The organism is Sphingobium cupriresistens (genome assembly GCF_004152865.1).
Classification (GTDB): domain Bacteria; phylum Pseudomonadota; class Alphaproteobacteria; order Sphingomonadales; family Sphingomonadaceae; genus Sphingobium; species Sphingobium cupriresistens.
Genome location: NZ_SEOO01000020.1, coordinates 44,272 through 66,682, shown reverse-complemented (window position 1 = coordinate 66,682; position 22,411 = coordinate 44,272). Strand labels below are relative to the sequence as shown.

Annotated in this window: 18 protein-coding genes and 1 riboswitch; of the genes, 13 read left to right on the top strand and 5 right to left on the bottom strand. The window is 66.1% G+C overall.

Features of this window, described 5'->3' with window-relative positions; genetic code table 11:
- Window positions 1–14: 14 nt before the first annotated feature.
- The 3 genes from EWH12_RS13120 to EWH12_RS13110 are packed head-to-tail and all read right to left on the bottom strand — an operon-like array spanning window position 15 to window position 2,317.
- Window positions 15–776, bottom strand: coding sequence for an IclR family transcriptional regulator (locus EWH12_RS13120; RefSeq protein WP_129926871.1), 762 nt, complete (start codon window positions 774–776; stop codon window positions 15–17).
- A gap of 18 nt (window positions 777–794) precedes the next feature.
- The gene (locus tag EWH12_RS13115; RefSeq protein WP_242496052.1) at window positions 795–1,184 is read right to left on the bottom strand and encodes a nuclear transport factor 2 family protein; all 390 of its coding nucleotides are present in this window, start codon (window positions 1,182–1,184) and stop codon (window positions 795–797) included.
- Window positions 1,185–1,192: 8 nt separating this feature from the next.
- Entirely contained in the window at window positions 1,193–2,317 is a 1,125-nt protein-coding gene (locus EWH12_RS13110; RefSeq protein WP_066609158.1) for a cobalamin-independent methionine synthase II family protein, read from the bottom strand.
- 135 nt (window positions 2,318–2,452) lie between these two features.
- Between EWH12_RS13110 and EWH12_RS13105 the strand changes: the two genes are divergently transcribed.
- The 5 genes from EWH12_RS13105 to EWH12_RS13085 all read left to right on the top strand — a co-directional run bounded on the left by EWH12_RS13105 (window position 2,453) and on the right by EWH12_RS13085 (window position 9,778).
- Complete coding sequence (locus tag EWH12_RS13105) at window positions 2,453–3,064, top strand: TetR/AcrR family transcriptional regulator (RefSeq protein WP_129926870.1); 612 nt, start codon at window positions 2,453–2,455, stop codon at window positions 3,062–3,064.
- A gap of 350 nt (window positions 3,065–3,414) precedes the next feature.
- Window positions 3,415–3,816: a hypothetical protein gene (locus EWH12_RS13100; RefSeq protein WP_066609160.1), complete on the top strand. Its 402-nt coding sequence runs from the start codon at window positions 3,415–3,417 to the stop codon at window positions 3,814–3,816.
- Entirely contained in the window at window positions 3,813–5,081 is a 1,269-nt protein-coding gene (locus EWH12_RS13095; protein ID WP_129926869.1) for an efflux RND transporter periplasmic adaptor subunit, read from the top strand. The genes EWH12_RS13100 and EWH12_RS13095 overlap by 4 nt, the downstream gene beginning before the upstream one ends.
- A gap of 90 nt (window positions 5,082–5,171) precedes the next feature.
- A complete protein-coding gene (locus tag EWH12_RS13090) occupies window positions 5,172–8,354 on the top strand; it encodes an efflux RND transporter permease subunit (protein WP_129926868.1) in 3,183 nt (1,060 codons plus the stop codon).
- An 11-nt stretch (window positions 8,355–8,365) separates the two neighbouring features.
- The gene (locus EWH12_RS13085) at window positions 8,366–9,778 is read left to right on the top strand and encodes an efflux transporter outer membrane subunit (protein WP_129926867.1); all 1,413 of its coding nucleotides are present in this window, start codon (window positions 8,366–8,368) and stop codon (window positions 9,776–9,778) included.
- An 11-nt stretch (window positions 9,779–9,789) separates the two neighbouring features.
- On the opposite strand, the gene EWH12_RS13080 is transcribed toward EWH12_RS13085, so the two are convergent.
- The gene (locus EWH12_RS13080; RefSeq protein ID WP_129926866.1) at window positions 9,790–10,626 is read right to left on the bottom strand and encodes a p-hydroxycinnamoyl CoA hydratase/lyase; all 837 of its coding nucleotides are present in this window, start codon (window positions 10,624–10,626) and stop codon (window positions 9,790–9,792) included.
- Window positions 10,627–10,796: 170 nt separating this feature from the next.
- Here EWH12_RS13080 and EWH12_RS13075 point away from each other — a divergent pair, with 170 nt between their 5' ends.
- From EWH12_RS13075 to EWH12_RS13065, 3 genes are read left to right on the top strand one after another with little or no spacing between them, the layout of a single operon-like run.
- Window positions 10,797–12,341 (top strand): FAD-binding oxidoreductase, encoded by a 1,545-nt coding sequence (locus EWH12_RS13075; protein WP_242496051.1) that lies wholly within the window; start codon window positions 10,797–10,799, stop codon window positions 12,339–12,341.
- Entirely contained in the window at window positions 12,341–12,736 is a 396-nt protein-coding gene (locus EWH12_RS13070; protein WP_242496050.1) for a c-type cytochrome, read from the top strand. Before EWH12_RS13075 ends, EWH12_RS13070 begins: the two co-directional genes overlap by 1 nt.
- Window positions 12,733–13,242, top strand: coding sequence for a hypothetical protein (locus EWH12_RS13065; protein WP_129926863.1), 510 nt, complete (start codon window positions 12,733–12,735; stop codon window positions 13,240–13,242). Before EWH12_RS13070 ends, EWH12_RS13065 begins: the two co-directional genes overlap by 4 nt.
- Before the next feature lie 130 nt (window positions 13,243–13,372).
- Here the strand turns inward: EWH12_RS13065 and EWH12_RS13060 are convergent, their stop codons facing one another.
- Entirely contained in the window at window positions 13,373–13,870 is a 498-nt protein-coding gene (locus EWH12_RS13060; protein ID WP_066609168.1) for a nuclear transport factor 2 family protein, read from the bottom strand.
- Between the two features lie 110 nt (window positions 13,871–13,980).
- Here EWH12_RS13060 and EWH12_RS13055 point away from each other — a divergent pair, with 110 nt between their 5' ends.
- The 5 genes from EWH12_RS13055 to EWH12_RS13035 all read left to right on the top strand — a co-directional run bounded on the left by EWH12_RS13055 (window position 13,981) and on the right by EWH12_RS13035 (window position 22,402).
- On the top strand, window positions 13,981–14,895 hold the full coding sequence (locus EWH12_RS13055) for an NAD(P)H-binding protein (protein ID WP_129926862.1): 915 nt from the start codon (window positions 13,981–13,983) through the stop codon (window positions 14,893–14,895).
- Complete coding sequence (locus EWH12_RS13050) at window positions 14,892–17,081, top strand: outer membrane protein assembly factor BamB family protein (RefSeq protein ID WP_242496049.1); 2,190 nt, start codon at window positions 14,892–14,894, stop codon at window positions 17,079–17,081. The genes EWH12_RS13055 and EWH12_RS13050 overlap by 4 nt, the downstream gene beginning before the upstream one ends.
- An 8-nt stretch (window positions 17,082–17,089) precedes the next feature.
- A complete protein-coding gene (locus EWH12_RS13045; protein WP_129926861.1) occupies window positions 17,090–18,697 on the top strand; it encodes a GMC family oxidoreductase in 1,608 nt (535 codons plus the stop codon).
- A 105-nt stretch (window positions 18,698–18,802) separates the two neighbouring features.
- Window positions 18,803–20,110, top strand: coding sequence for a cobyrinic acid a,c-diamide synthase CobB (locus EWH12_RS13040; RefSeq protein WP_340640834.1), 1,308 nt, complete (start codon window positions 18,803–18,805; stop codon window positions 20,108–20,110).
- A 12-nt stretch (window positions 20,111–20,122) separates the two neighbouring features.
- A riboswitch (cobalamin riboswitch) is annotated at window positions 20,123–20,313 on the top strand.
- 148 nt (window positions 20,314–20,461) lie between these two features.
- Window positions 20,462–22,402, top strand: a complete 1,941-nt coding sequence (locus EWH12_RS13035) for a TonB-dependent receptor plug domain-containing protein (protein ID WP_129926859.1) — start codon at window positions 20,462–20,464, stop codon at window positions 22,400–22,402.
- Window positions 22,403–22,411 lie beyond the last annotated feature (9 nt).

Below are 22,411 nucleotides of genomic sequence, written 5' to 3'. Positions count from 1 at the left end.
TGACGCGCCGTTGCTCAAACCGCCGGCATCTCCGCAGCGGTGAACAGGCTCACGGCCTGCTCCAGCTTGGCGATGGTCCGTCCTTCGACTTCGGCGGTGAAGCGCGGCACCGGGATCGCCAGGGCAAAAGCGCCGACCGCCACATCGTCCACCATCACCGCCATGCCCAGGCCGCAGATGCCCGGCGTATATTCCTCGCGGGTGCGGCCGATGCCGGTGGCGCGGATCTCCGCCAGTTCCGCCCGCAACTGGGCTTCATCGGTAATGCTGCTGGGGGTGAAGCTTTCCAGCCGCGCCTGCGCGAAATATCCGTCCAGCTCGGCATCGGCCATGGTGGCGAGCAGCGCCTTGCCCGCGGCCAGGCAATGGAGCGGGCTGCGCGTGCCCACGCTGATCGAATAGCGGAGCGACTGTTCCGCCGTCTCGGTCACGATCGCCTCCAGATGCCAGCCGTCGCGGATGAAGAAGGACGCCGTCTCGTTCATCTGCAACCGCAGCGACTTGACCAGCGGCCGGACCTTGTCGGCCAGCGACATGGCGATGCGCGGCGACGCCAGCCGTTCCAGCGCTGGCCCCGGCAGATAGCGCCGCCCTTCGCGGGTCAGATAGTGGCGCTCCGCCAGCGTCGCGAGCAGGTAGGACAGGCTGCTGACCGGGATCGCCAGCCCGGCGGCGATCTCCTGCGCTACCACCCCGGCAGGGCGCGCCACGACATATTCGATGATGTCGATGGTGCGCATCGCCGATTTGACGGTGGACGGCGTGGTGCCATTCATGAGCCAGCGAACCCCTGTTTAAAACGTAAGACTGCCCCGCCTTTCGGCAAAGCGCCAGCCCGCCTCTATGCGCACGAAACGGTCGTGAAAGGAACCGACTTTCGGCGCGCCCTCGCCTGTGAACAACAGCATTGCGCTTTCCCCCGTCGCTTCGCTGTCGCTCAGGACGTCGATGACGACATTGGAGCAGACATGCCGCGTCGTCCGCGCCGGCCGGGCGAGGAAAGCGGCGAGGATCGCGTCGCGCCCCTCCGTCCACTCGTCTGGCGCAGTCGGGCGCGCCATGCGGCCATCGGGCGCATAGAGCGCCGCGACATCCGCCCAGCGCCCCGCGTCATTCAGATTGGCGTAGAGCGCAACCAGACGGGCGCAATCCTGTTCGATTCCGCGGCGCTGCTCTTCTGTCACAGCCGACCTCACAGGCGCGCGTCCGCCAGGTCCGCGCCGGCGCGTAGCGACCGCAGCTTCTTCCAGGTCACCGCCGGGTCGATCTTGCCATATCCGGCGAAGGTGCCGAAGCCGCAATCGGTGCTGGCGATCACCCGGTCCTTGCCGACGATCCCGGCGAAACGCTCGATCCGCTGGGCGATCAGTTCGGGATGCTCGACATAGTTGGAACAGGTGTCGATCAGACCGGGGGCAAGGATTTTGTCGCCCGGCACTTTGGCGTCGCGCCACACCGTCCATTCATGTTCGTGGCACGGATTAGCCCCTTCGAACAAGACGGTCGCCGGGCGGGCGGCCAATATGATGTCGATCACCTTCTCCAGCGGAATGTCGTGATCGTGCGGCCCTTCATAATTGCCCCAGCAGATATGCATCCGCATCCGGTCCGCGGGGATATTGGCGGTCGCGGCATTCAGTGCTTCGACATTGGCGGCGGCGATCCTGATGAACTCCTCGTCGCTCGCATCCTGATAGCCGGTGTGGCGCGACATGGCGAGGTCGGGGCAATCGAGCTGCAGGTCGAATCCCGCCGCGACGATCGTCTCATATTCCTCCCGCATCGCATCGACCAGATCGGCCAGATAGGCTTCGTGGCTAGGATAATGGCGGTTGACCTGGAAAGCGGTGATGAGGCCGGGGGACGCGGCGTTCATGAAGGCGCGGGCGCCGGCATGACCGGCCAGCGCCGCCTTGAAACGGCGAATGTCGTCGTGCAGCGGCGCCAGCGTCACCAGCTTTACCGGGCCGATGCAGGATGCGCGGGTGAATTCCTGGCTCCCCATGATCGCCGCCAGCTTCTGCCGCAGTTCGGGCAGCGGAGCGAGGTCGGCCGCGACCTTGCGATCGATATGCCCGCCAAATCCCGACAGACGCTCGATCATATAGGTGGAATAGCCGACCTTCCCCAACTCGCCGTCGCTGACGATCGACACGCCCGCGTCGATCTGCGCCGCGACCGCGTCCGTCACCGCCTGCTGAACGGCCGTGTCGAACGCGGCGGCGTCATAGGGTTCGCCCTTGTCGCGGGCCAGCAGCAGCGGGGTCAGCGCGTCGCCGCGCGGCAGGCTGCCGACATGGGTGGTGGCTATGGACATGCATCTCTCTCCCTTGAACGAGAGACAAGTGCCATAAATTCACGAATATGGGTATATCATAAACGTGAATCGATCCCCCGTCGGGGGAGCGCAGCATCTGGACAACTGCGCCGCCATGCCTATATACCGATCGGTATGAAAATGGCAGCCGAACCCGTAACGAGAGGACGCCCCAGGGAATTCGATCCTGAGGAAGCCCTGTCGGCCGCGCTCCAGGTCTTTTGGACCCGCGGCTATGAGGGCGCGTCGCTGGCCGAACTGACCGAGGCGATGGGCATCACCAAGCCCAGCCTCTACGCCTGTTTCGGCAACAAGGAAGCTTTGTTTCACAAGGCGCTGGATCTGTATGAGCGCGACAAGCTCTGTTATATGCGCTCCGCCCTTGATGCGCCCACCGCGCGGGGTGTGGCTGAACGGTTGCTGCGCGGCACGCTGCAAATCCAGACCGGCGGCAGCGATCCGCGCGCCTGTCTGGGCGTCATCAGCATGGTCGCCTGCACCACCCAGGCCGACTCGATCAAGACCGACGTGATCGCGCGTCGCGCCTCTTCTGACAAGGCGCTGGTTGAACGGCTGGAGCGCGCCAAGGCCGAAGGCGACCTGCCTGCCGGTGTCGAACCGGCCGCGATCGCGACCTATCTGACCGCGGTCATTCAGGGCATGGGCGTGCAAGCCAGCGGCGGGGCGACGCCCGCGCAACTGGAACAATTGGTCGAAACCACCATGGCGATGTGGCCCACCGTCTGAGCCGTTCCGCGTCGTTCAGCGCCAATTCATAAATTTTTACCAATCGGTACAGAAAGCGGTTGACGATATGCTGCATCGCATTATATACCGATAAGTATGAAATCCGGTAGAGGCGCAGCCTCGAAGGAGGCTCCATGTCCAATATTTGTTTATCTATTAGGCGAGTGACATCGACTTAACGGCAGCTTCGGCGCGCCGCATCTGCATCAACATCTGGTCATGCCGGACGGGGCGAACGCCCTGTTCCGTATGGCGCTGCGCATTCCGATCCCACCGCGGTTCGGGAGACGGTCCCGTTCATCCCAAACGGATGGCGCGGCCATCATGCGCGCAATCAGGGGACGAATATCATGGCCTATATCGATTTTGCCCAACCGCTGCTCGCGGTGGGGGACGGCATCGCCTTGTCTGTCGTGCGCGACCGTATCAAGGCGACCGCCACCGGCTTTTCGCCGACCGAATGGCAAATCGTGCAACTGGCGCGCGGCGATGGCCTGGCATCGCTGCGCGAACCGGGCCTTTGGGGGCGGATCAAGACCATGGTCTTCGGGCCGCAACCGCATTTCCGGCTCGCCAGCACGCGGTTGGAAGCGCTGCGCCGGCTCGCCGTGGAAGGCTGGCATAATGGCTTTGCCGTTCGCCCGTCCGCCATCACCGATTTCCGCGACGCGGGTTTCAGCGAAGGGCAGCTTGAACTGCTCCTTTCCGCGATCACCGCCGCGCGCCACAGCATCAAGGGGACTGTCGCATGAACATGATCACAAAGATCGACGCGGACGCGCCGGCCGGTGAAATCCGTGCGGAAAAGGCGGGCAAGCGCTGGAGCGGCCGGCATGTCGCCTGGGCCGCGCTGGCGCTGGCGATCGTTGTTGGCGTAAGCTGGAAATATGCGGGACAGCCGCAGGCGCAGGCGGCCGCGCCGGTGGTGACCGTGGGGGTCGCCGCGCCGCTGATGCGGCAGGTGGTCCAGTGGGACGATTATGTCGGTCGCTTCGCCCCCAGCCAGACGGTCGATGTCCGGCCGCGCGTGTCGGGTCCGGTGACGGCGATCCACTTCCGAGACGGCGATATCGTGCGCCAGGGCCAGTTGCTCTTCACCCTCGACCAGCGGCCTTTCCTCGCGGCGCTGGCCGAAGCCCGCGCCAACGTCGCCAGCGCGCGCAGCGGGCTGCGGCTGGCGCAGGCCGATTATGCCCGCGTCCAGCGCCTGAACGGCGATGAAGCGGTATCGGCCAGCGAGATCGATACGCTGCGCGCCCGCCTGCAAGCGGCGCAGGCGGCACTGGCCGCGGCCGACGCCCGCGCCCGGACCCGCGCGCTGGACGTGGAATTCACCCTGATCCGCGCCCCAATTTCGGGCCGTGTGTCCGACCGGAAGGTCGATATCGGCAATCTGGTGTCGGGAGCCGAAGGAGCGGGCGCCAGCCTGCTCACCACCATCAATGCGCTCGATCCCATCTATTTCAGCTTCGACGCATCCGAAGCGCTGTTCCTGAAGTCGCAGCGGGATCATGCGGATGGCCATGGCGGCGAAGTCGAAATCCGCTTGCAGGACGAATCCGATTATCGCTGGAAGGGGCGCCTCGACTTCACCGATAATGGGTTGGACCCGCGGTCGGGCACCATTCGCGGACGCGCCGTGCTCAGCAATCCCGACCTGTTCCTGACGCCCGGTCTGTTCGGCAATATGCGCCTGTCCAGCGGCGGGAAGGTCAACGCCCTGCTCGTCCCGGACGAGGCGATCCAGTCCGACCAGGCGCTCAAGACGGTGCTGGTGGTCGGCCGCGACGATGTCGTCGCCGCCAAGCCGGTGCAGCTTGGGCCGCTGGTCGACGGGCTGCGGATCATTCGTTCGGGCCTGTCGCCACAGGACAAGGTGGTCGTGGCCAATGTCCAGGCGGCCATGCCCGGTGCGAAGGTCGCGACCCGTGGGGCGTCGATCAGGGCCGTCGCCGCGCCGATCACGCCGACCGACGGGGCCGTGCCGGTCGCGTCGCAGGCGACCTTCGAGCGGTAACAACCGCCTCTTTCGGCGAACATTCCTGCCCACGATCCGACCCGTTGGATCGTGCGGCCTCCCTTTTGCTTTTCGCAAAGGACTTGCCCGATGCGTTTCTCGCGCTTTTTCATCGACCGGCCGATCTTCGCCGCTGTTATCGCGGTGGTCATCACCGTCATTGGTGCGCTGGCCTTTATCGGCCTGCCGGTCAGCCAATATCCCGACATCGTGCCCCCTACGGTCACGGTTTCCGCCCAATATCCCGGCGCATCCGCCGAAACGGTCGCGTCGACCGTGGCCGCGCCGATCGAGCAGGAAATCAACGGCGTCGACGATATGCTTTATCAAAGCAGCCAGTCGACCGGCGATGGCAAGGTGACGATCACCGTCACCTTCAAGATCGGCACCGACCTCGACGCCGCGCAGGTGCTGGTCCAGAACCGCGTCGCCGTCGCCGTGCCCCGCCTGCCCGAAGAGGTGCAGCGGCTGGGTGTGGTGACGCGCAAGACGACGCCCGAATTCCTGATGGTGGTCAATCTCCAGTCGCCCGACGGCACGTTCGACCGCAATTACCTGTCCAACTATGCGCTGACGCAGGTGCGCGACCGGCTGGCCCGCCTCGACGGCGTCGGCGATGTGCAACTGTTCGGGTCGCGCGACTATGCGATGCGCGTCTGGATCGATCCCGGCCGCGCCGCCGCGATGGACCTGACCGCGGGCGAGATCGTGTCGGCGCTGCGCGCGCAGAACGTCCAGGTATCGGCTGGTGCGATCGGCCAGCCCCCTTACGACCGGGGCGAAGCCTTCCAGCTCGGCGTCGAGATGCAGGGCCGCCTGACATCGCCCGACCAGTTCGCCAATATCGTGATCCGCAGCGATGCCGACGGGCGCCAGGTGCGCGTCCGCGACGTCGCGCGTGTCGAGCTGGGCGCGCAGGATTATGCGATCAACACCTATCTGTCGGGCAAGCCCACCGTCGTCATCGCGGTGATGCAGCGCCCCGGCTCCAACGCGCTCGACGCGGCCGAGCATGTGAAGGCGGAGATGGACCAACTTTCCCAGCGCTTCCCCAAGGGGCTGGAATATAGCGTCATTTACAACCCGACCGAATTCATCAGCCAGTCGATCGACGCGGTCTATCACACGCTGCTGGAAGCGGTGCTGCTGGTGGTGCTCGTCATCCTCGTCTTCCTGCAAAACTGGCGCGCGGCGATCATCCCGATCATCGCCATCCCGGTATCGCTGATCGGCACGGCGACGATCCTGGCGGGCCTGGGCTATTCGCTCAACAACCTGTCCCTGTTCGGGCTGGTGCTGGCGATCGGCATCGTCGTCGATGACGCGATCGTCGTGGTCGAAAATGTCGAGCGCAATATCGGTCGGGGCATGACGCCGCTGGAGGCCGCGCGCACGTCGATGGACGAAGTGTCGGGCGCGCTGGTGGCGATCGTGCTGGTGCTGTGCGCCGTGTTCGTGCCGACGCTCTTCATCACCGGCATTTCCGGGGCCTTCTACCAGCAGTTCGCGGTCACCATTTCGACCGCGACGATCATCTCGCTGATCCTCTCGCTCACCCTGTCGCCCGCCGCAGCCGCTTTGCTGCTGCATGCCAAACATGGCCCGCGCGACCGCAGCAACGACCCGCTCTGGCGGCAGAAGCTGGGCGTGGTGGTGGATGGCTTCAACACTGGTTTCGACCGGATGAGCGAGCGCTATGCGCGCCTCACCCGCTGGCTGGTGGCGCGCCCCAAAAAGATGCTGGCGACCTATGCCGGGCTGATCGTGGCGACGGCGGGCCTGTTCTGGGTGACGCCCGCAGGCTTCATCCCGTCCCAGGACCAGGGCTATTTCCTGGCCGTGGTGCAACTGCCTTCGGGCGCGTCGCTCCAACGCACCGACAAGGTGACGCGCGAGGTCGCGGACAAGATCCTGCCGATCAAGGGGCTGCGCGGCGCGGTGATGTTCGCTGGCTTCCATGGCCCGTCGCAGACCGCGGCGCCCAATTCGGCGGCGATCTACTTCCCCTTCAAGAGCTTTGCCGAACGCAAGGCGGAGGGCGTCACCTATGCCGGGATCATGGAGCAGGCGAACAAGGCGATGGCCGGCTATGACAAGGCGCGCATCCTGCTGGTGCCGCCGCCCGTCATCCAGGGCATCGGATCGGCCGGCGGCTATCGCATCATGCTGGAGGACCGGCAGGATCGTGGCTATGCCGAACTGAACAAGGTCGCGCAGGACTTCATCGCCAAGGCGAACCAGACCCCCGGCCTTTCGATGATCTACACGCTGTTCGACGTCAGCACGCCGCGCATCTACGCCGATGTCGACCGCGCCAAGGCCGACCTGCTCGGCGTCCCGCCGGAGCGCGTGTTCGAAGCGATGCAGGTCTATCTGGGGTCCGCTTTCGTCAACGACTTCAACTTGCTCGGCCGCACCTATCGCGTCACCGCGCAGGCGGATGCGCAGCATCGCGGCACCGTGGCGGATATCGCCAACCTCAAGACTCGGTCGAACGCCGGGGGCATGGTGCCGATCGGGTCCGTCGCCACCTTCCGCGACAAGACCGGCCCCTATCGCGTGGTGCGCTATAATCTGATGCCCGCGGTGGAGGTCGATGGCGACACGGCGCCCGGCTATTCGTCCGGCCAGTCGCTCACGACCATCGACAAGATGAGCGCGGCGTTGCCCGAAGGCTATGCCAGCGAATGGACCGGCATCGCCTATCAGCAGAAGAGCGCGGGCAACACCGCCGGCATCGTCTTCGGCATGGCCGTCTTCTTCGTCTTTCTGGTGCTGGCGGCGCAATATGAAAGCCTGACCTTGCCGCTGGCGATCATCCTGATCGTGCCGATGTGCCTGTTCGCCGCGATGCTGGGCATCAATCTGCGGGGCATGGACAATAATATCCTGACGCAGATCGGCCTGGTCGTGTTGATCGCCCTTGCCGCCAAGAACGCCATTCTTGTGGTGGAATTCGCCAAGCAGGCGGAGGAGGAACAGGGACTGTCGCCGGTGGAGGCCGCGGTACAGGCGGCGCAGACCCGCTTGCGCCCGATCCTGATGACCAGCTTCGCCTTCATCCTCGGCGCGGTGCCGCTGGTGATCGCGACCGGCGCGGGCGCCGAGCTGCGGCAGGCGCTGGGGACGGCGGTGTTCTTCGGCATGGCCGGTGTGACCGCCTTCGGCCTGCTCTTCACCCCCACCTTCTATGTCGTGTGCCGCGCGCTGGGCGATCGTTTCGCCCGCCGCCGGCGTCCAGAGGCCGACGCTGCCTTGCAACCGGCCGAATGAGGAACAGAGATATGACCCGGACCTTCATCGCTCTCCTGCTCGGCGCGAGTGCGCTCACCGCCTGCGCCGCCGGGCCGGACTATCAGCCGCCCGCTACCCCGACAACGGCGGCCGCGCCCTTCATCGGCGCGACCGGCGCGGCGGTCAGCACGGCCGCCGTGCAGGATCGCTGGTGGACGCTCTATGGCGATCCGCTGCTCGACACGCTCGTCGGGGACGCGCTGGCCGCCAACACCGACATCCGCGTTGCGGTGGCGCGGATCGAGCGGGCGCGAGCGTCGCTGCGCGGCGCGAAGTCGGATCGTCTGCCGCAGACCAGCCTCGGCGCGTCCGGCACCTATAACCGGACGTCGGCGGCGCAGTCGCTGCCGGGCATAGACCGGGAAAATTGGGTGCTCGATGGCGGGCTCGACGTCTCCTATGAAGTCGATCTGTTCGGCCGGGTGAAGCGCGGCGTCGAAGCGGCGCGCGGCGACCTGGCGGCGGTGCAGGCGGATGCCGACGGCGTGCGCGTCGCGGTGATCGCCGACACGGTGCGCGCCTATCTCGACGTCACCGCCACGGCCGAACGGCTGGCCGTGGCGCAACGGACGGTGGCGCTGCTCGACCAGTCGATCCGCATCACCGGCGCGCGATTCGACGTCGGTCGGTCTGATCGACTGGATGTGATCCGTGTGACCGCGCTGCGCGAACAGCAAAAGGCGACGATCCCGGCGCTGGCCGCGGATCGGGATGCGGCGCTGTTCCGGCTGGCGACGCTGACCGGGCGGACGCCGCAGCAATTGCCCGACAGCCTACGCGCGGCGACCCGCACGCCGCAACTGGCCCAGCCGATCCCGGTCGGCGACGGCCAGGCGCTGCTGGCGCGGCGGCCGGATGTGCGCGCGGCCGAACGGCGGCTGGCGGCGGACACGGCGCGGATCGGCGTAGCGACGGCCGACCTCTACCCCCGCATCACGCTGGGCGGATCGGTCGGCACCACGGCGCTGGGTGGCGGCAATGTGCTGGGCGGCGGGCCGTTGAACTGGGTGCTGGGACCGCTCATCAGCTGGGCCTTCCCCAACACGCAAGCGATCCGGGCGCGGATCGGCGCGGCGAAGGCGGACGGCGCGGCCTCGCTGGCGACCTTCGATGGTACGGTGCTACAGGCGCTGGAGGAAAGCGAACGCGCCTTGTCGGCCTACGCCCACGCGATCGAGCGGGCGCGGACGCTGGGTCTGGCGCGGGACGAAGCGGCGCGCGCCGCCCGGATCAGCCTGGCGCGGCAGCGCGAGGGGCAGATCGATTTCCTGACCGTGCTGGACGCGCAACGCACGCTGGCGAGCGCCGAGGCCGATCTGGCGACCGCGACCCGCGCCCTGTCCTTCGCGCAGGTCGATTTGTTCCGGGCGCTGGGCGGGGGATGGGGTCAGGCCGCGGCCTGATCCCACCGGCTTCAGGCCTCGGTCTTCGCCTTGCTCAGATCATAGGCGCCCAGACCCGGCTTGTAGCTCTTCTCGTCGATGAACTGCCGGATGCCTTCCTTGCGGCCTTCGCTCTTGTCGTGGAAGTTGGCGGCTTCCTGCATCCGGACCAGATAATCTTCCGCCTCGTCATAGGTCATGGTGCCCACGCGGCGGACGGCATCCTTGGCGAATTTCAGCGCCACCGGATTCTTGCTCAGCAGCATTTCGGCGACCTGCGTCGTGCGCGCCTTGAGCTGCTCCAGCGGGACGCTCTCATTGACCAGCCGCATGGTGGACGCGGCCTTGCCGTCGATCAGGTCGCCGGTCAGCGTCAGCCACATGGCGTCGCGCATCGGCAGCAGGTCGACCACCACCTTGGTCACGCCGCCGCCGGGCAGGATGCCCCAGTTGATCTCCGACAGGCCGAACTGCGCCTCATCCGCGCAGATGGCGAGGTCGCAGGCGAAGAGCGGGCCGAAGCCGCCGCCAAAACACCAGCCATTGACCATGGCGATGGTCGGCTTGTGAAACCAGCGCAGGCGGCGGAACCAGCCATAGCTTTCCGCCTGCGACTTGCGCACGCCACGCAGGCCCTTGGCTTCGGTTTCGCGGAAATATTCCTTCAGGTCCATGCCCGCCGACCAGGCGGCGCCTTCGCCGCCCAGCACCAGCACGCCGACATCGTCGCGATATTCCAGTTCGTCCAGCACCTCCATCATGCGCCGGTTGAGCGTCGGGCTCATCGCGTTGCGCTTGGCCGGCCGCGCGAAATTCACCCAGGCGATCCGGTTTTCGACATGTACGGAAACGACGTCCTGCTCTTCCATCTTCCTGCTCCTGCGCAATATGTATCATAGGCATACAATCTGAGGATCAGGATAGGCAAGCGCTTTTTGCACATGGCTCTGGCAGTCCGCTTGACTCGTCTGGCATATCTTTTAACGATAACGATCGTTATTAATAAGCTGGCATGACTGGCGAGTGAGGTGAGATGGATGTGAAGGGCAAGACAGCGGCGGCGATAGCGCCCGCCATCATCGCCGCCTTTGGGGCGATCGTCGGCAAGGATCATGTCTTTTTCGATGAGGTCGATCAGGCCAGCTATCAGGACAAGTTCGCGATCGACGACGCGCGCCACCACCCCGCCGGTGCGGTCGCTCCGGCCACGGTCGAGGAAATCCAGGCGATCGTTCGCATCGCCGCTGACCGCGGCATCGCGCTCTGGCCGATCAGCCGGGGCAAAAATCTGGGCTATGGCGGTTCCGCGCCGTTGTCGGCGGGATCTGTGGTGCTGGACCTCAGCCGGATGAAAAAGATCGACTATGACGAGGCGAACGGCACGGTGCTGCTGGAGCCGGGCGTTGGCTTCTACGACCTCTACGATTTCCTGAAGTCGAGGGGCATGAAACATTGGCTTTCGGTGCCCGGCAACAGCTGGGGATCGGTGGTCGGCAATGCGCTGGACCGGGGCATGGGCTATACCCCCTATGGCGAACATGCGACGCGCATCTGCGGCGTGGAAGCCGTGATGGCCGATGGCCTGGTCGTGCGCACCGGCATGGGCGCACTGGACGGCGCGCCGACCTGGCAACTCTATCGCTTCGGCTTCGGCCCCGGCTGGGACCAGATGTTCGTCCAGTCCAATTTCGGCATCGTCACCAAAATGGGTCTGTGGCTGATGCCCGCGCCGGAATCGCTGATGGGCATGGATCTGGAATTCGACCGGCCGGAGGATTTGGGGCCGTTGATCGACGCGATCGCGCCGCTGCGCCGCGAAGGACTGTTGCAGCAGTCGCCCACCATCGGCAACTGGTTGCGCGCCGCCGCCGTGGTGACGACCCGCGACCAGTGGACCGACAAGCCCGGCGCGCTGCCCGACGATGTGATCGCGGCGATTCGCAAGAAATTCAACGTCGGCTGGTGGGGGGTGAGCCTGCGGCTTTACGGCCGGGAGTCGGTCAACAAGGCGGCCTATGCGATTCTTGAGCACGAACTGGGCAAGCTCAAACCCATGTCCCTACGCCCGACCGTGTGGAAGACGGGCGAACCGCTGGAGGCGACCGGATGGACCGGCACGCCGCTCACCATGCCGATGCAGAACGCCAACTGGCATGGCGGGCGCGGCGGGCATATCGGCTTCTCGCCGATCCTGCCGCAATCGGGCGCGGCGGCGCAGGCCCAGTTTCAGCGCACCTACGCCCGCTACAAGGAATATGGCATGGATTATCAGGCCAGCTTCGCCTTTGGCGAACGCCACCTCATCAATGTGAACGCGGTGCTCATCAACAAGGATGATGCGGACCTGATGGGCCGGGTCGATCCCTTTCTCAAACATCTGATCTCTGACGCCAAGCGCCAAGGCTATGGCGAATATCGGACCCATCTCGACTATATGGACGCGGTCGCAGGCACCTATGATTTCAACAAGAACGCGCTGGGGCAGCTCAACCGCAAGGTGAAGGATGCGCTCGATCCCAGGGGCGTGATCGCGCCGGGGAAGAGCGGCATCTGGCCCAGCAGCCAGTCGGGAGGACAGGGCTGATGCGCCGGGGGATGATCGCGCTGGTGGGCGCTGCATTGATGTTGGCGGGCGCGGCTTGCGGCCGGGCGAGCGAAACGCCGACGCAGGCGCCCAAGGGGCCGCCGCCTTTGCCCGCGCCCGAAACGCTCTCGTCGCGACCACAAGCCACGCCGGGCGAGCAACTCTATCTGACGAAATGCGCCATGTGCCATGCGCCGGGCGGCATGGGTACGGGCCTGCTGGCGCGACGCACCGACCAGCCCTTGCTGGAAAAGCGTACCGACCTGACCGCCGACTATGTCGTGCAGGCCGCCCGCATGGGGATCGGGAACATGCCCGCCATCCCGCGGGGCGAGGCGAGCGACGCCGAGTTGCGGCAGATCGCCGAGCATCTGTCCAAGGGGGCGAAGCCATGAACGGCGTATCACGAAGGGTCTTTCTCGCAAGCGCGGCCGTGGCGTCGGCGGCGCTGGCTGGCGGACGGGCGGAGGCGGCTACGCTGCCGCTCCTGCTGCACGATGCCCAATTGGCGGCCGGGCGCCGCTTCGCTGCGCGGGCGCGACTGCTGGGCGGAAAGGCGGTGGCGCTGGAGGGCGACCGGGTGCGCCAGATGCGCGATTTGCTGGCGGCCGCCCCGGCGGCGATCTTCGCCGTGACGCGGCGGAGTGACGAACTGCTGGTCGGCGAGATCGCGGCCGAAGCGGGCTATCTCCGCGTGGCGCTGGTGCGGCATGGCAGGGGTGGGCTTATAACTGCGAACTGCGCACCGGACGGCGTCACTATCGGCGCGCTGGCGCAATTCTCCGATGCGGCATGGCCCGAAGCCTTTGCCGAACTGGCGCTGGACAAGATCGGCCAGTGCGCCGTCGCGCCCGCTAGCCCGGCTCTGCCCGCGCTCAGTTGGATGATGACCCGCCGTTGACCTAAGTTCGTTCGGGCTGCGCGAAATCGAAGCCGGTCATTGAGCGCAGCGAAATGTCTTCGCTCCGCTCTGACGAGCCCTCCGCCTTCGCTCAGGGCGAACGGTTCTCATGTGAAGTGTGGTACGTCAATTACCGCCGGATAATCAGCGAATCCGGCCGCTTGCGGGGCGCCCACTTCCCCCGACCGGGGAAATTCTTCAACACTTCGCCATCCCACAATCGCACGGTGCGGCGTAGGAAGCGCCACTGGCCGTCCGCGCCCTTCACCGCATGATCGTCATACCAGCCGGCAAAGCGCAGCAGATAGGGCGGCTCGCCCTCGCATTCGGTGACGAAGGCGAAGCCGCGCATCTTGCAACTGCCGTCCGCCTGAGCCGTATATTGAACCTGCGTCACATGATGCTGGCGACCCGGAAAGCCCGGCGCATTGCGATAATGTTCGGCGATGCCGCGAATTCCCTCATGCCCTTCCCAGATGTCGGGATCGTCGAACACCTCCTCCACCATGCGCGCATCGTGCGTGAAGCAGGCGACCAGCCCGTCGACATCGCCGGTATCGAGCGCCCAGCTATAGGCGGCGATCAGGTCTTGCAGCGCAATCCTGTCCTCGATCGGAAGGGAAGGCATGATAGTCACTCTCCTTGGTTCTTCGGCCTTGGTTCTTCGGCTTGACGTAATGATAACATTCGTTACGATTATCTGCAACAAGACGACAGATCATGCAAGCGAGAGGACGCATGGGGAAGATCATCATTTCAGGCGCTTCGGGCGCCTTCGGCCACGCGGCGGCGCAATGGCTGCTGGAAAAAATCACGCCGCAGGACGCGATATTGCTGACCCGCACACCGGCGAAGCTGGCCGATCTGGCCGCCCGCGGCGCGGACGTGCGCTTCGCCGATTTCGACGATCCCGCGAGCCTGCCCGCCGCGATGGCGGGGGGCGAGAAGATGCTGCTCATCAGCACCGCGCGCGTTGGCACCCGCGTCGGCCAGCACCGCCATGCGGTGGAGGCCGCGGTCGCGGCGGGCGTGCGGCATATCGTCTATACCTCCATCATTGCCGCCGATCAGCCCGGCAATCCCGCGATCGTCAAGAACGACCATCGCGCGACCGAGGAGATCATCGAAGCCTCCGGCGCCGCCTGGACCCATTTGCGCGACAGCCAATATGCCGAGGCGATCGCCGGGCCGATGACCATTCCCGCGCTGATGATGGGCGGCAAGCCCGACAATTGCGGTGACGGCCCGGTGGCCTTCGTCAGCCGCGACGATTGCGTGGCGACCGCGGTCGGCGTGCTGACCCAGCCGGGTCATGAAAATCAGGCCTATGTGCTGACCGGCCCCGACCTCATCACCATTCCGCAGGCGATGGCGATGGCCAGCGAAATCGCCGGCAAGCCGATCGTGGTCGATCCGGTCGATGACGACGCGATGTTCGCCTATTTCGATGCGCTGGGCGCGCCGCGCCATGCCTCCGATATCGCGCCCAACGGGCCGATCCCCTGGTCGAGCGACGACATGGTGACATTCGGCCAGTCGATCCGCGAGGGCTATTTTGCGGAAAAGACCGACTGGGTCGAGAAGATCACCGGCCGCAAGCCCAAAAGCCTGCGCGATGTGATGCTGGCGCACAAGGAAGGCTGGCCGCTGTGAAGAAATCGTTATTGGCGATTGCAGGCCTGCTGGCGCTGGCGAGTTGTGCGGGTAGCGGGCCGGGTGGCGACAGCGGCGCGGGCGACGACTGGCCCTATACCGGCGGCGACGTCTGGGGCAGCCATCATTCGCGCCTGACCGACATCGACAAGGGCAATGCCGGACGGCTGGGCCTCGCCTGGTCCTATGACCTCAATACCAACCGCGTGCAGGAAGCGACGCCCGTGGTGGTCGACGGCGTCATGTATAGCAGCGGCAATCTTGGCCGCGTCTATGCGCTCGACGCCGCGAGCGGCCAGCCGCTCTGGACCTTCGAGCCGGAGGTGGACATGCAGGCGAACCGCTCCACCTGCTGCGACCAGGCCAATCGCGGCGTCGCGCTCGCGAATGGCAAGGTCATGGTCGGCGCGCTTGACGGGATGCTCTACGCGCTCGACGCGAAGACCGGCAAGATCCTCTGGAAGACTGACACGGTCGTCGATCACAGCCGGGGCTATACCAGCACCGGCGCGCCCGAAGTGGCAGGCGATCTGGTCATCATCGGCAATGCCGGCGCGGAATATGACGTGCGCGGCTATGTGACCGCCTATCGTATCGCCGACGGCACGCAGGCCTGGTGCTTCTTCACCGTGCCCCATGATCCGGCCAAGGGGCCGCAGGAGGACAAGGCGCTCGATGTCGCGCTCAAGACCTGGGACGCCAATAGCCGCTGGGATATTGGCGGTGGCGGCACCGTGTGGGACGCGATCAACTATGATCCCAAGTTCGGCACCGTCTATATCGGCGTCGGCAATGGCGGCCCCTATTCGATCGCGACCCGATCGCCCAAGGGCGGCGCGAACCTCTATCTCTCCTCGATCGTCGCGCTGGATGCCAAGAGCGGGGCGGTGAAATGGCATTATCAGGAAACGCCCGGCGACAGCTGGGACTTTACCGCCACCCAGCCGATGGTGCTGACCGACATGGAGGTGGACGGCAAGGTCCGCCCGGTCATCCTCCATTCGCCCAAAAACGGCTATCTGTTCGTGCTGGATCGCGAAACCGGCAAGCCGCTGCGCGTCAATCCGCTGGTGCGCACCAACTGGACCAAGGGATTCGACAAGGATGGCGTGCCGCAGATGACGCCGGACCGCACCGATTTCTGGAACGGTCCGCGCATCATCTTCCCGTCCTCGGCGGGCGCGCGCAACTGGTATCCCGCTGCCTATGATGCGGAGCGCAAAAGCTATTATGCCTCTGTGCTGGACATGGGGAACCTGATGTTCACCGTGCCCCCCGGCACGCCGGCGGAAGCGCGACGGCCCAGGGCGCTCAATGTCCAGACGACGCTCATCTTCACCCCGCAATTGCAGGCCGTGCTGCCGACCCTGCCGCCTGCGATCCGTGAACAGGTGGAAAAGCTGCCCGAAATGCAGTGGGTGAAGAACAAGCCTTATTCGTCGGAATTGCGCGCGATCGACCCGCTGACCGGCAAGGCCCGTTGGGCGGTGCCGACCGAAGGGTGGCAGGACCGGATGGGTATGCTCTCCACCGCGTCCGGCCTCATCGTCCATGGCACGATCGGCGGCAAGTTGATGGTCCGCGACGCCGACAACGGCAAGCTCATCAAGGCCATCGACACCGGCGCTTCGATCATGGCCGCGCCCATGACCTATCGCGTGAAGGGCGTGCAATATATCGCGGTCGCGGCTGGCTTCGGCGGCGGCGGCTGGGGCTATGTACCGCGCTATTCCGCCGCCTATCGCAACGGCAACGCCAACCGCATCCTGGTTTTCAAGCTGGATGGCGGCCCGGTGCCGCAGCCGACGGCGTTGCCGCCACCGGAAGTCGCCTCTGCGCCGCCCGCGCAAAAGGCTGGCGTCACGCCTGCGATGATCGCCAAGGGGCAGGGACTGTTCTTCCAGAATTGCGCCATTTGCCACAGCAACCAGTTGCGCTCCACCGCGCCCGATTTGCGGCGGATGCAGCCTGGCACGCATGACATGTTCAACCAGATCGTCCGCGACGGCCTGCTGCTGCCGGGCGGGATGCCGCGCTGGGACGATTTGCTAAGCGTCGAGGATGCAGACGCCATCCACGCCTGGCTGATCGCCGAGCAGGGGCCGCTGCGGGAGCGGGAACTGAAATTGAAGGCGGCGGGCAAGCCGCTTGACGCGCCCAGCGCCGCCATCATGTCCAATTTCTAGGAACGACCATGGAAGACACCGACATCATCGTTGTGGGCGGCGGTTCGGCCGGGTCCGCGATGACCGGGCGGCTGGCCGAAGCGGGTTTTGCCGTCACCCTGGTCGAAGCGGGCAAGACCGATCGGCATATGCGATCGCGCGTCCCGGCGCTGACCAGCGCGATCGTGCAGAATCCGGCTTATGACTGGTGCCATCAGGTCGAGCCGGACCCGTCGCTGGGTGGCCGGGCCGACATCTGGCCGGCGGGCAAGATGCTGGGCGGCGGCAGCGCGCTCAATGGCATGATGTTCATCCGCGGCCATCGCTGGGACTATGACGAATGGGCACGGCAGGGTGCGGCGGGATGGGATTATGAGTCGGTCCTGCCCTATTTCCGGCGCATGGAGGATAATGAGCGCGGCGCCGACCAGTGGCGCGGCACCGGCGGTCCGATCGCGGTGTCCGAAGGGCGCGCGCGCTATCCGATCACCGACCAGTGGATTGCGGCGGCGCAGGCGGCGGGCATCCCCCGATCAGCGGACCTGAATGGCGAACATGCCGAGGGCGTCGATTATGTGCAGGTATCGCAGCGAGGCGGCACGCGCTGTTCGGCGGCGCGCGGCTATCTGCACGAGCGGCGCGGCGGCAAGGCGCCGACCATAATGTTGGACGCGCAATTGCTGCGCATCCTGATCCAGGCAGGAAGCGCAGTCGGTATCGTCTATTGGCAGGACGGCGTCGAAAAGACGCTGCGCGCCCGTCATGGCGTGGTGCTGAGCGCGGGCGCGATGAACACGCCGCGCCTGCTGATGCTGTCCGGTATCGGCCCGGCCGATCATCTGCGCGCCCATGGGATAGAATTGGTGTGCGATCGCCCCGGCGTTGGTGGCAATCTTCAGGATCATGTCGGCACCCATGTCGTCAACGAAGTCGATGCGCGAACGCTCAACAGCGACGCGCGGGGCTTGCGCGGGGCATGGCAGCTGCTGCGCTATGCGCTGTCGCGGCGTGGCGCGCTGACAACTGCGATCGGCCATGCGCAGGCTTTCGTGAAGAGCCGGCCGGAATTGCCCGCGCCCAATCTCCAGATCAGCTTCGCCGCCTTCGCATTCGATTTCGATGAACAGGGCCGGTTGATGCTGCGCAAGACGCCGTCCGTATCCACCCTGGTCGGGCTGATGCGGCCCAGCCATCGGGGGCGGATCAGTCTCCGCTCCGCCGATCCGTTCGCGTCGCCGAAGATCGAGCATCGGCAACTGGGCAGCGAGGATGATATCGACCAGATCGTCGAGGGCATCGGCATCGCCCGCGGCATCCTGCATGAGACACCGATTGCGACACATATAAGGGGGGAGCTACGCCCCGGCGCGGCACTGACCGATCCCGATCAGTTGCGGGACTATGTGCGGATGGCGTCGATCCCGCTCTATCATCCGGTCGGCACGGCCAGGATGGGCGAGCGCGACGATGCGTTGGCGGTGGTCGATGCCGATCTGGCCGTCATCGGCGTCGAGGGGCTGTGGGTCGCCGACGCCTCGGTCATGCCCAGCCTTCCCGCTGGCAATACCAACGCCACCGCGATCATGATCGGCGACAAGGGTGCGGATCATCTGCTGAGGCGCCTCCGCCGCCATTGAGGCGCTGGCGGCGCGGGGCCTGCTTTGCCACAAGGCGGACATGACACCGAATCGCGCCGCCCTCCTCGTGGATGCCATCGCCCCCTTGCCGGTATGGCGCACGTCGTGACGCCGCGACTGGGCGCGGGATTGGTGATCGGCGCCCCGGCGTCGGGCGCGGGCAAGACGATGGTGACGATCGGCCTGCAACGCGCCTTCACCGATCGCGGCCTGAGCGTGCAGGGCGCCAAATGCGGACCCGACTATATCGACCCGGCCTTTCACGAAGCCGCGACCGGCCGGCCCTCGGTCAATCTGGACGGCTTCGCCATGGCGCCGACCATGCTGCAGGGGCTGGCGGCGCACGTCGCTACAACTGTCCAACTCGTCGTCGCGGAAGGCGCGATGGGACTATATGATGGCGCACGGTCGCCGGGTCGTTCGGGCGCGTCGGCCGATGTGGCGCGGCTGTTGGGCTGGCCGATGCTGCTGGTCGTCGATGCCCGCGCAGCGGCGCAGACGGCGGCGGCGGTGGCGCATGGCTGCGCGACCTTTCCCGGCGCGCCGGCCATCGCCGGGGTGATCGCCAACAAGGTGGCCAGCACGCGCCATCTCCGCATGATAGAGGATGGGTTCGCGCGTATCGGCCTGCCGCTGCTGGGCGCCATCGCAACGGAGGAGGAGCTGGCCATGCCGTCCCGCCATCTGGGGCTGGTGCAGGCTGGCGAGACGGAGGAACTGGAACGGCGAATCGACGCGATCGCAGCGCGGGTGACGGCGCAATGCGATCTGGATGCGATCCAGGCGGCGGCCGGCGCTACGACAGACGTGCCGGCGCAACCGCCCGGCATCCGGCCGCCGGGGCAGCGGATCGCCGTCGCCAGGGACGCCGCCTTCAGCTTTTTCTATCCCCATATCGTACATTGGTGGCGGTCGGCCGGTGCGGAGCTGCGCTTCTTTTCTCCGCTGGCGGACGAGCCGCCGCCCGCCGACTGCGACGCCTGCTGGCTGCCCGGCGGCTATCCCGAACTCCATGCCGCGCGGATCGCGGCCAATGGCCAGTTCCTGAACGGCCTGCGCGCCTTTGCGCGGAGCCGGCCGGTGCATGGCGAATGTGGCGGCTATATGGTGCTGGGTCGCACGCTGGAGGATGACGACGGCGTCGTCCACCCGATGGCGGGCCTGTTGCCGATGGACACCAGCTTCGCGCGCCGGCGCAGGACATTGGGCTATCGCCGCGCGCGGCTGCGGCAGGGCGCCAGCTTCGCCTCTGTCGGCCAGCTATTGCTGGGCCATGAATTCCATTATGCCAGCATCACCGCCAGCGAAGGCGAACCGCTGGCCGACATGGCCGATGCGGAGGGGCAGGCGCTTTCCCCGGCCGGGCACCGCGCGGGTCATGTGACCGGCGGCTTCTTCCACTTGATCGCCTGATCCAACTCGATTAGGGCCGCATCTGCGTCAGGTTCCCCGCAAGGGGATCAAAAGGGAACGGGGTTCAAGACCCCGGCTGCCCCTGCAACTGTGAGCGGCGAGCCATCGAGGCACAGGCCATTGGAATCGATGATTCCGAGAAGGCGCTTCGAATACGGCATTGACCCGCAAGCCAGGAGACCTGCCTGTCGCGGTCGTTCTTCGTCCGGACAGGGTGTGCCGGTCGAACGAGGATATCCTCGCGCAACGACAAGCTGACCGTGCGGGTTCGCACGGTGGCGATGTCGTGCGCGTGCGCCCTGCATCGCCACCGCGTCGCGTCCGCCCGGTCCTGTCAACGACTGGGGGATTATGATGCATTGGATTTCAAAGAGCGGCCTTTTCATTCTAGCGGGCCTGTCCACGCCGGCCTGGGCCGATGATGCGGGCGATGTGATCGTGACCGCGCTGCGCCAGCCGCAGGCGATTGAACAGGTGGCGTCGAGCATCACCATCATCGACAAGCCGGCGATCGACGCGGGCCAGGCGCTGGCGGTGTCCGACCTGCTGATCCGCACGCCGGGCGTCAGCTTCACCCGCAATGGCGGCTATGGCACGGCGACCTCGATCCGCATTCGCGGCGCGGAGGCCGACCAGACCGTGCTGGTCATCGACGGCGTGAAGCTGGCCGATCCGTCCTCGACCGGCGGCGGCTATAATTTCGCGACGCTGATGACCGGCGCCATCGACCGGATCGAGATATTGCGCGGTCCACAGTCGATCCTCTGGGGCAGCCAGGCGATCGGTGGCGTGGTGAACATCGTCACCGCACGGGCCGAACGCCCGATCGAAGGCAGCTTCGATATCGAGGCGGGATCGCGCGATACCGTCAGCGCCCGCGCTGCGCTGGGCGGACGACAGGGCGCGATCGACTGGCAGGTCGCGGGCAGCCGCTTCACGACGGAGGGCATCTCGGCGATCAGCCCGCGCTTTGGCGCCAAGGAGAAGGACGGCTACACCAACGGCACGCTCAACGGGCGTCTGGGCGTCGCGCTGGCGCCGGGCGTGTCGATCGATATGCGCGGCTATTATGCCAAGGGGCGCACGGATATCGACAGCGCCGGCGCCATTCCCGACAGCCCCGAATATTCGGAAGTCGAGGAATGGATCGGCTACGCCGGCCTCAACGCCGGTCTGTTCGGCGGCGCGCTGCGCAATCGCCTGTCCTTCAGCCGCAGCGAGACGCTGCGCGATAACGTCAATCCCGCCCGCAAACTGCGCCAGACCAGTTTCACCGCCAGAGGCGAGACGAAGCGCTACGAATATCAGGGCGTGCTCACCATCGCGCAGGGCTGGACCGCGACCTTCGGCGCGGAGCGCGAGGAGCAGCGGATGCGCACGGCTTCGCCTTCCGATAGTTTGGCTGCCTACGCCACGACCCGCGGGTCTGCCGATATCGACAGCCTCTATGCCCAACTGAGCGTCGAGCCGCTGGCCGGCCTGACCGTCAATGGCGGAGTGCGCTACGATCATCATTCGACCTTTGGCGGCAACACGGTCTTCGGCGCGGGCGCGGCCTGGGCGCTGGTCAAGGACCGCACGATCCTGCGGGCGAGCTATGGCGAGGGCTTCAAGGCGCCGACGCTCTACCAGCTCTACAGCGATTATGGGAACACCGCCCTGGTCCCCGAAAAGGCCCATGGCTGGGACGCCGGCATCGAACAGCATCTGTTCGACCATGCGCTGATCCTGTCGGCGACCTGGTTCGATCGCAGCACCGACAATCTCATCACCTATAATGGCTGTCCGACGACCAACCGGCCGCCGCTCTGCTATGCGCCGGGCACGACGACGCCGCGCTTTGGCTATTATGCCAATGTCCAGCGCAGCGAGGCGCACGGGCTGGAACTGGCCGGCGTCGCCCATGTCGGTCGGCTGACGATCGACGGCAATTATAGCTGGGTGTCCGCGGAGGATCGGTCGCCGGGCCTGAACTATGGCAACCAACTGGCGCGGCGACCGCGCCATGCGGCCAATGCGACAGCGCGGTACGACTGGGCGTTCGGCCTGAGCACCACCGTGGCAATGCGCTGGTCGGGCAAGGCGCTCGACACCGCGCGCACCAGCGCCACGGTCGCGCCACTGGTCAACGCGGCCTACACGCTGGTGGATTTGCGTGCCGAAATGCCGGTCATGGGCAAGCTGACGCTATTCGGCCGGGTCGAAAATCTGTTCGACGAATATTATGAAACCGCGCGGCGCTACGGTCAATTGGGCCGCAGCATTCATGCTGGCCTGCGGGCGCGGTTCTGATCCCCCCTG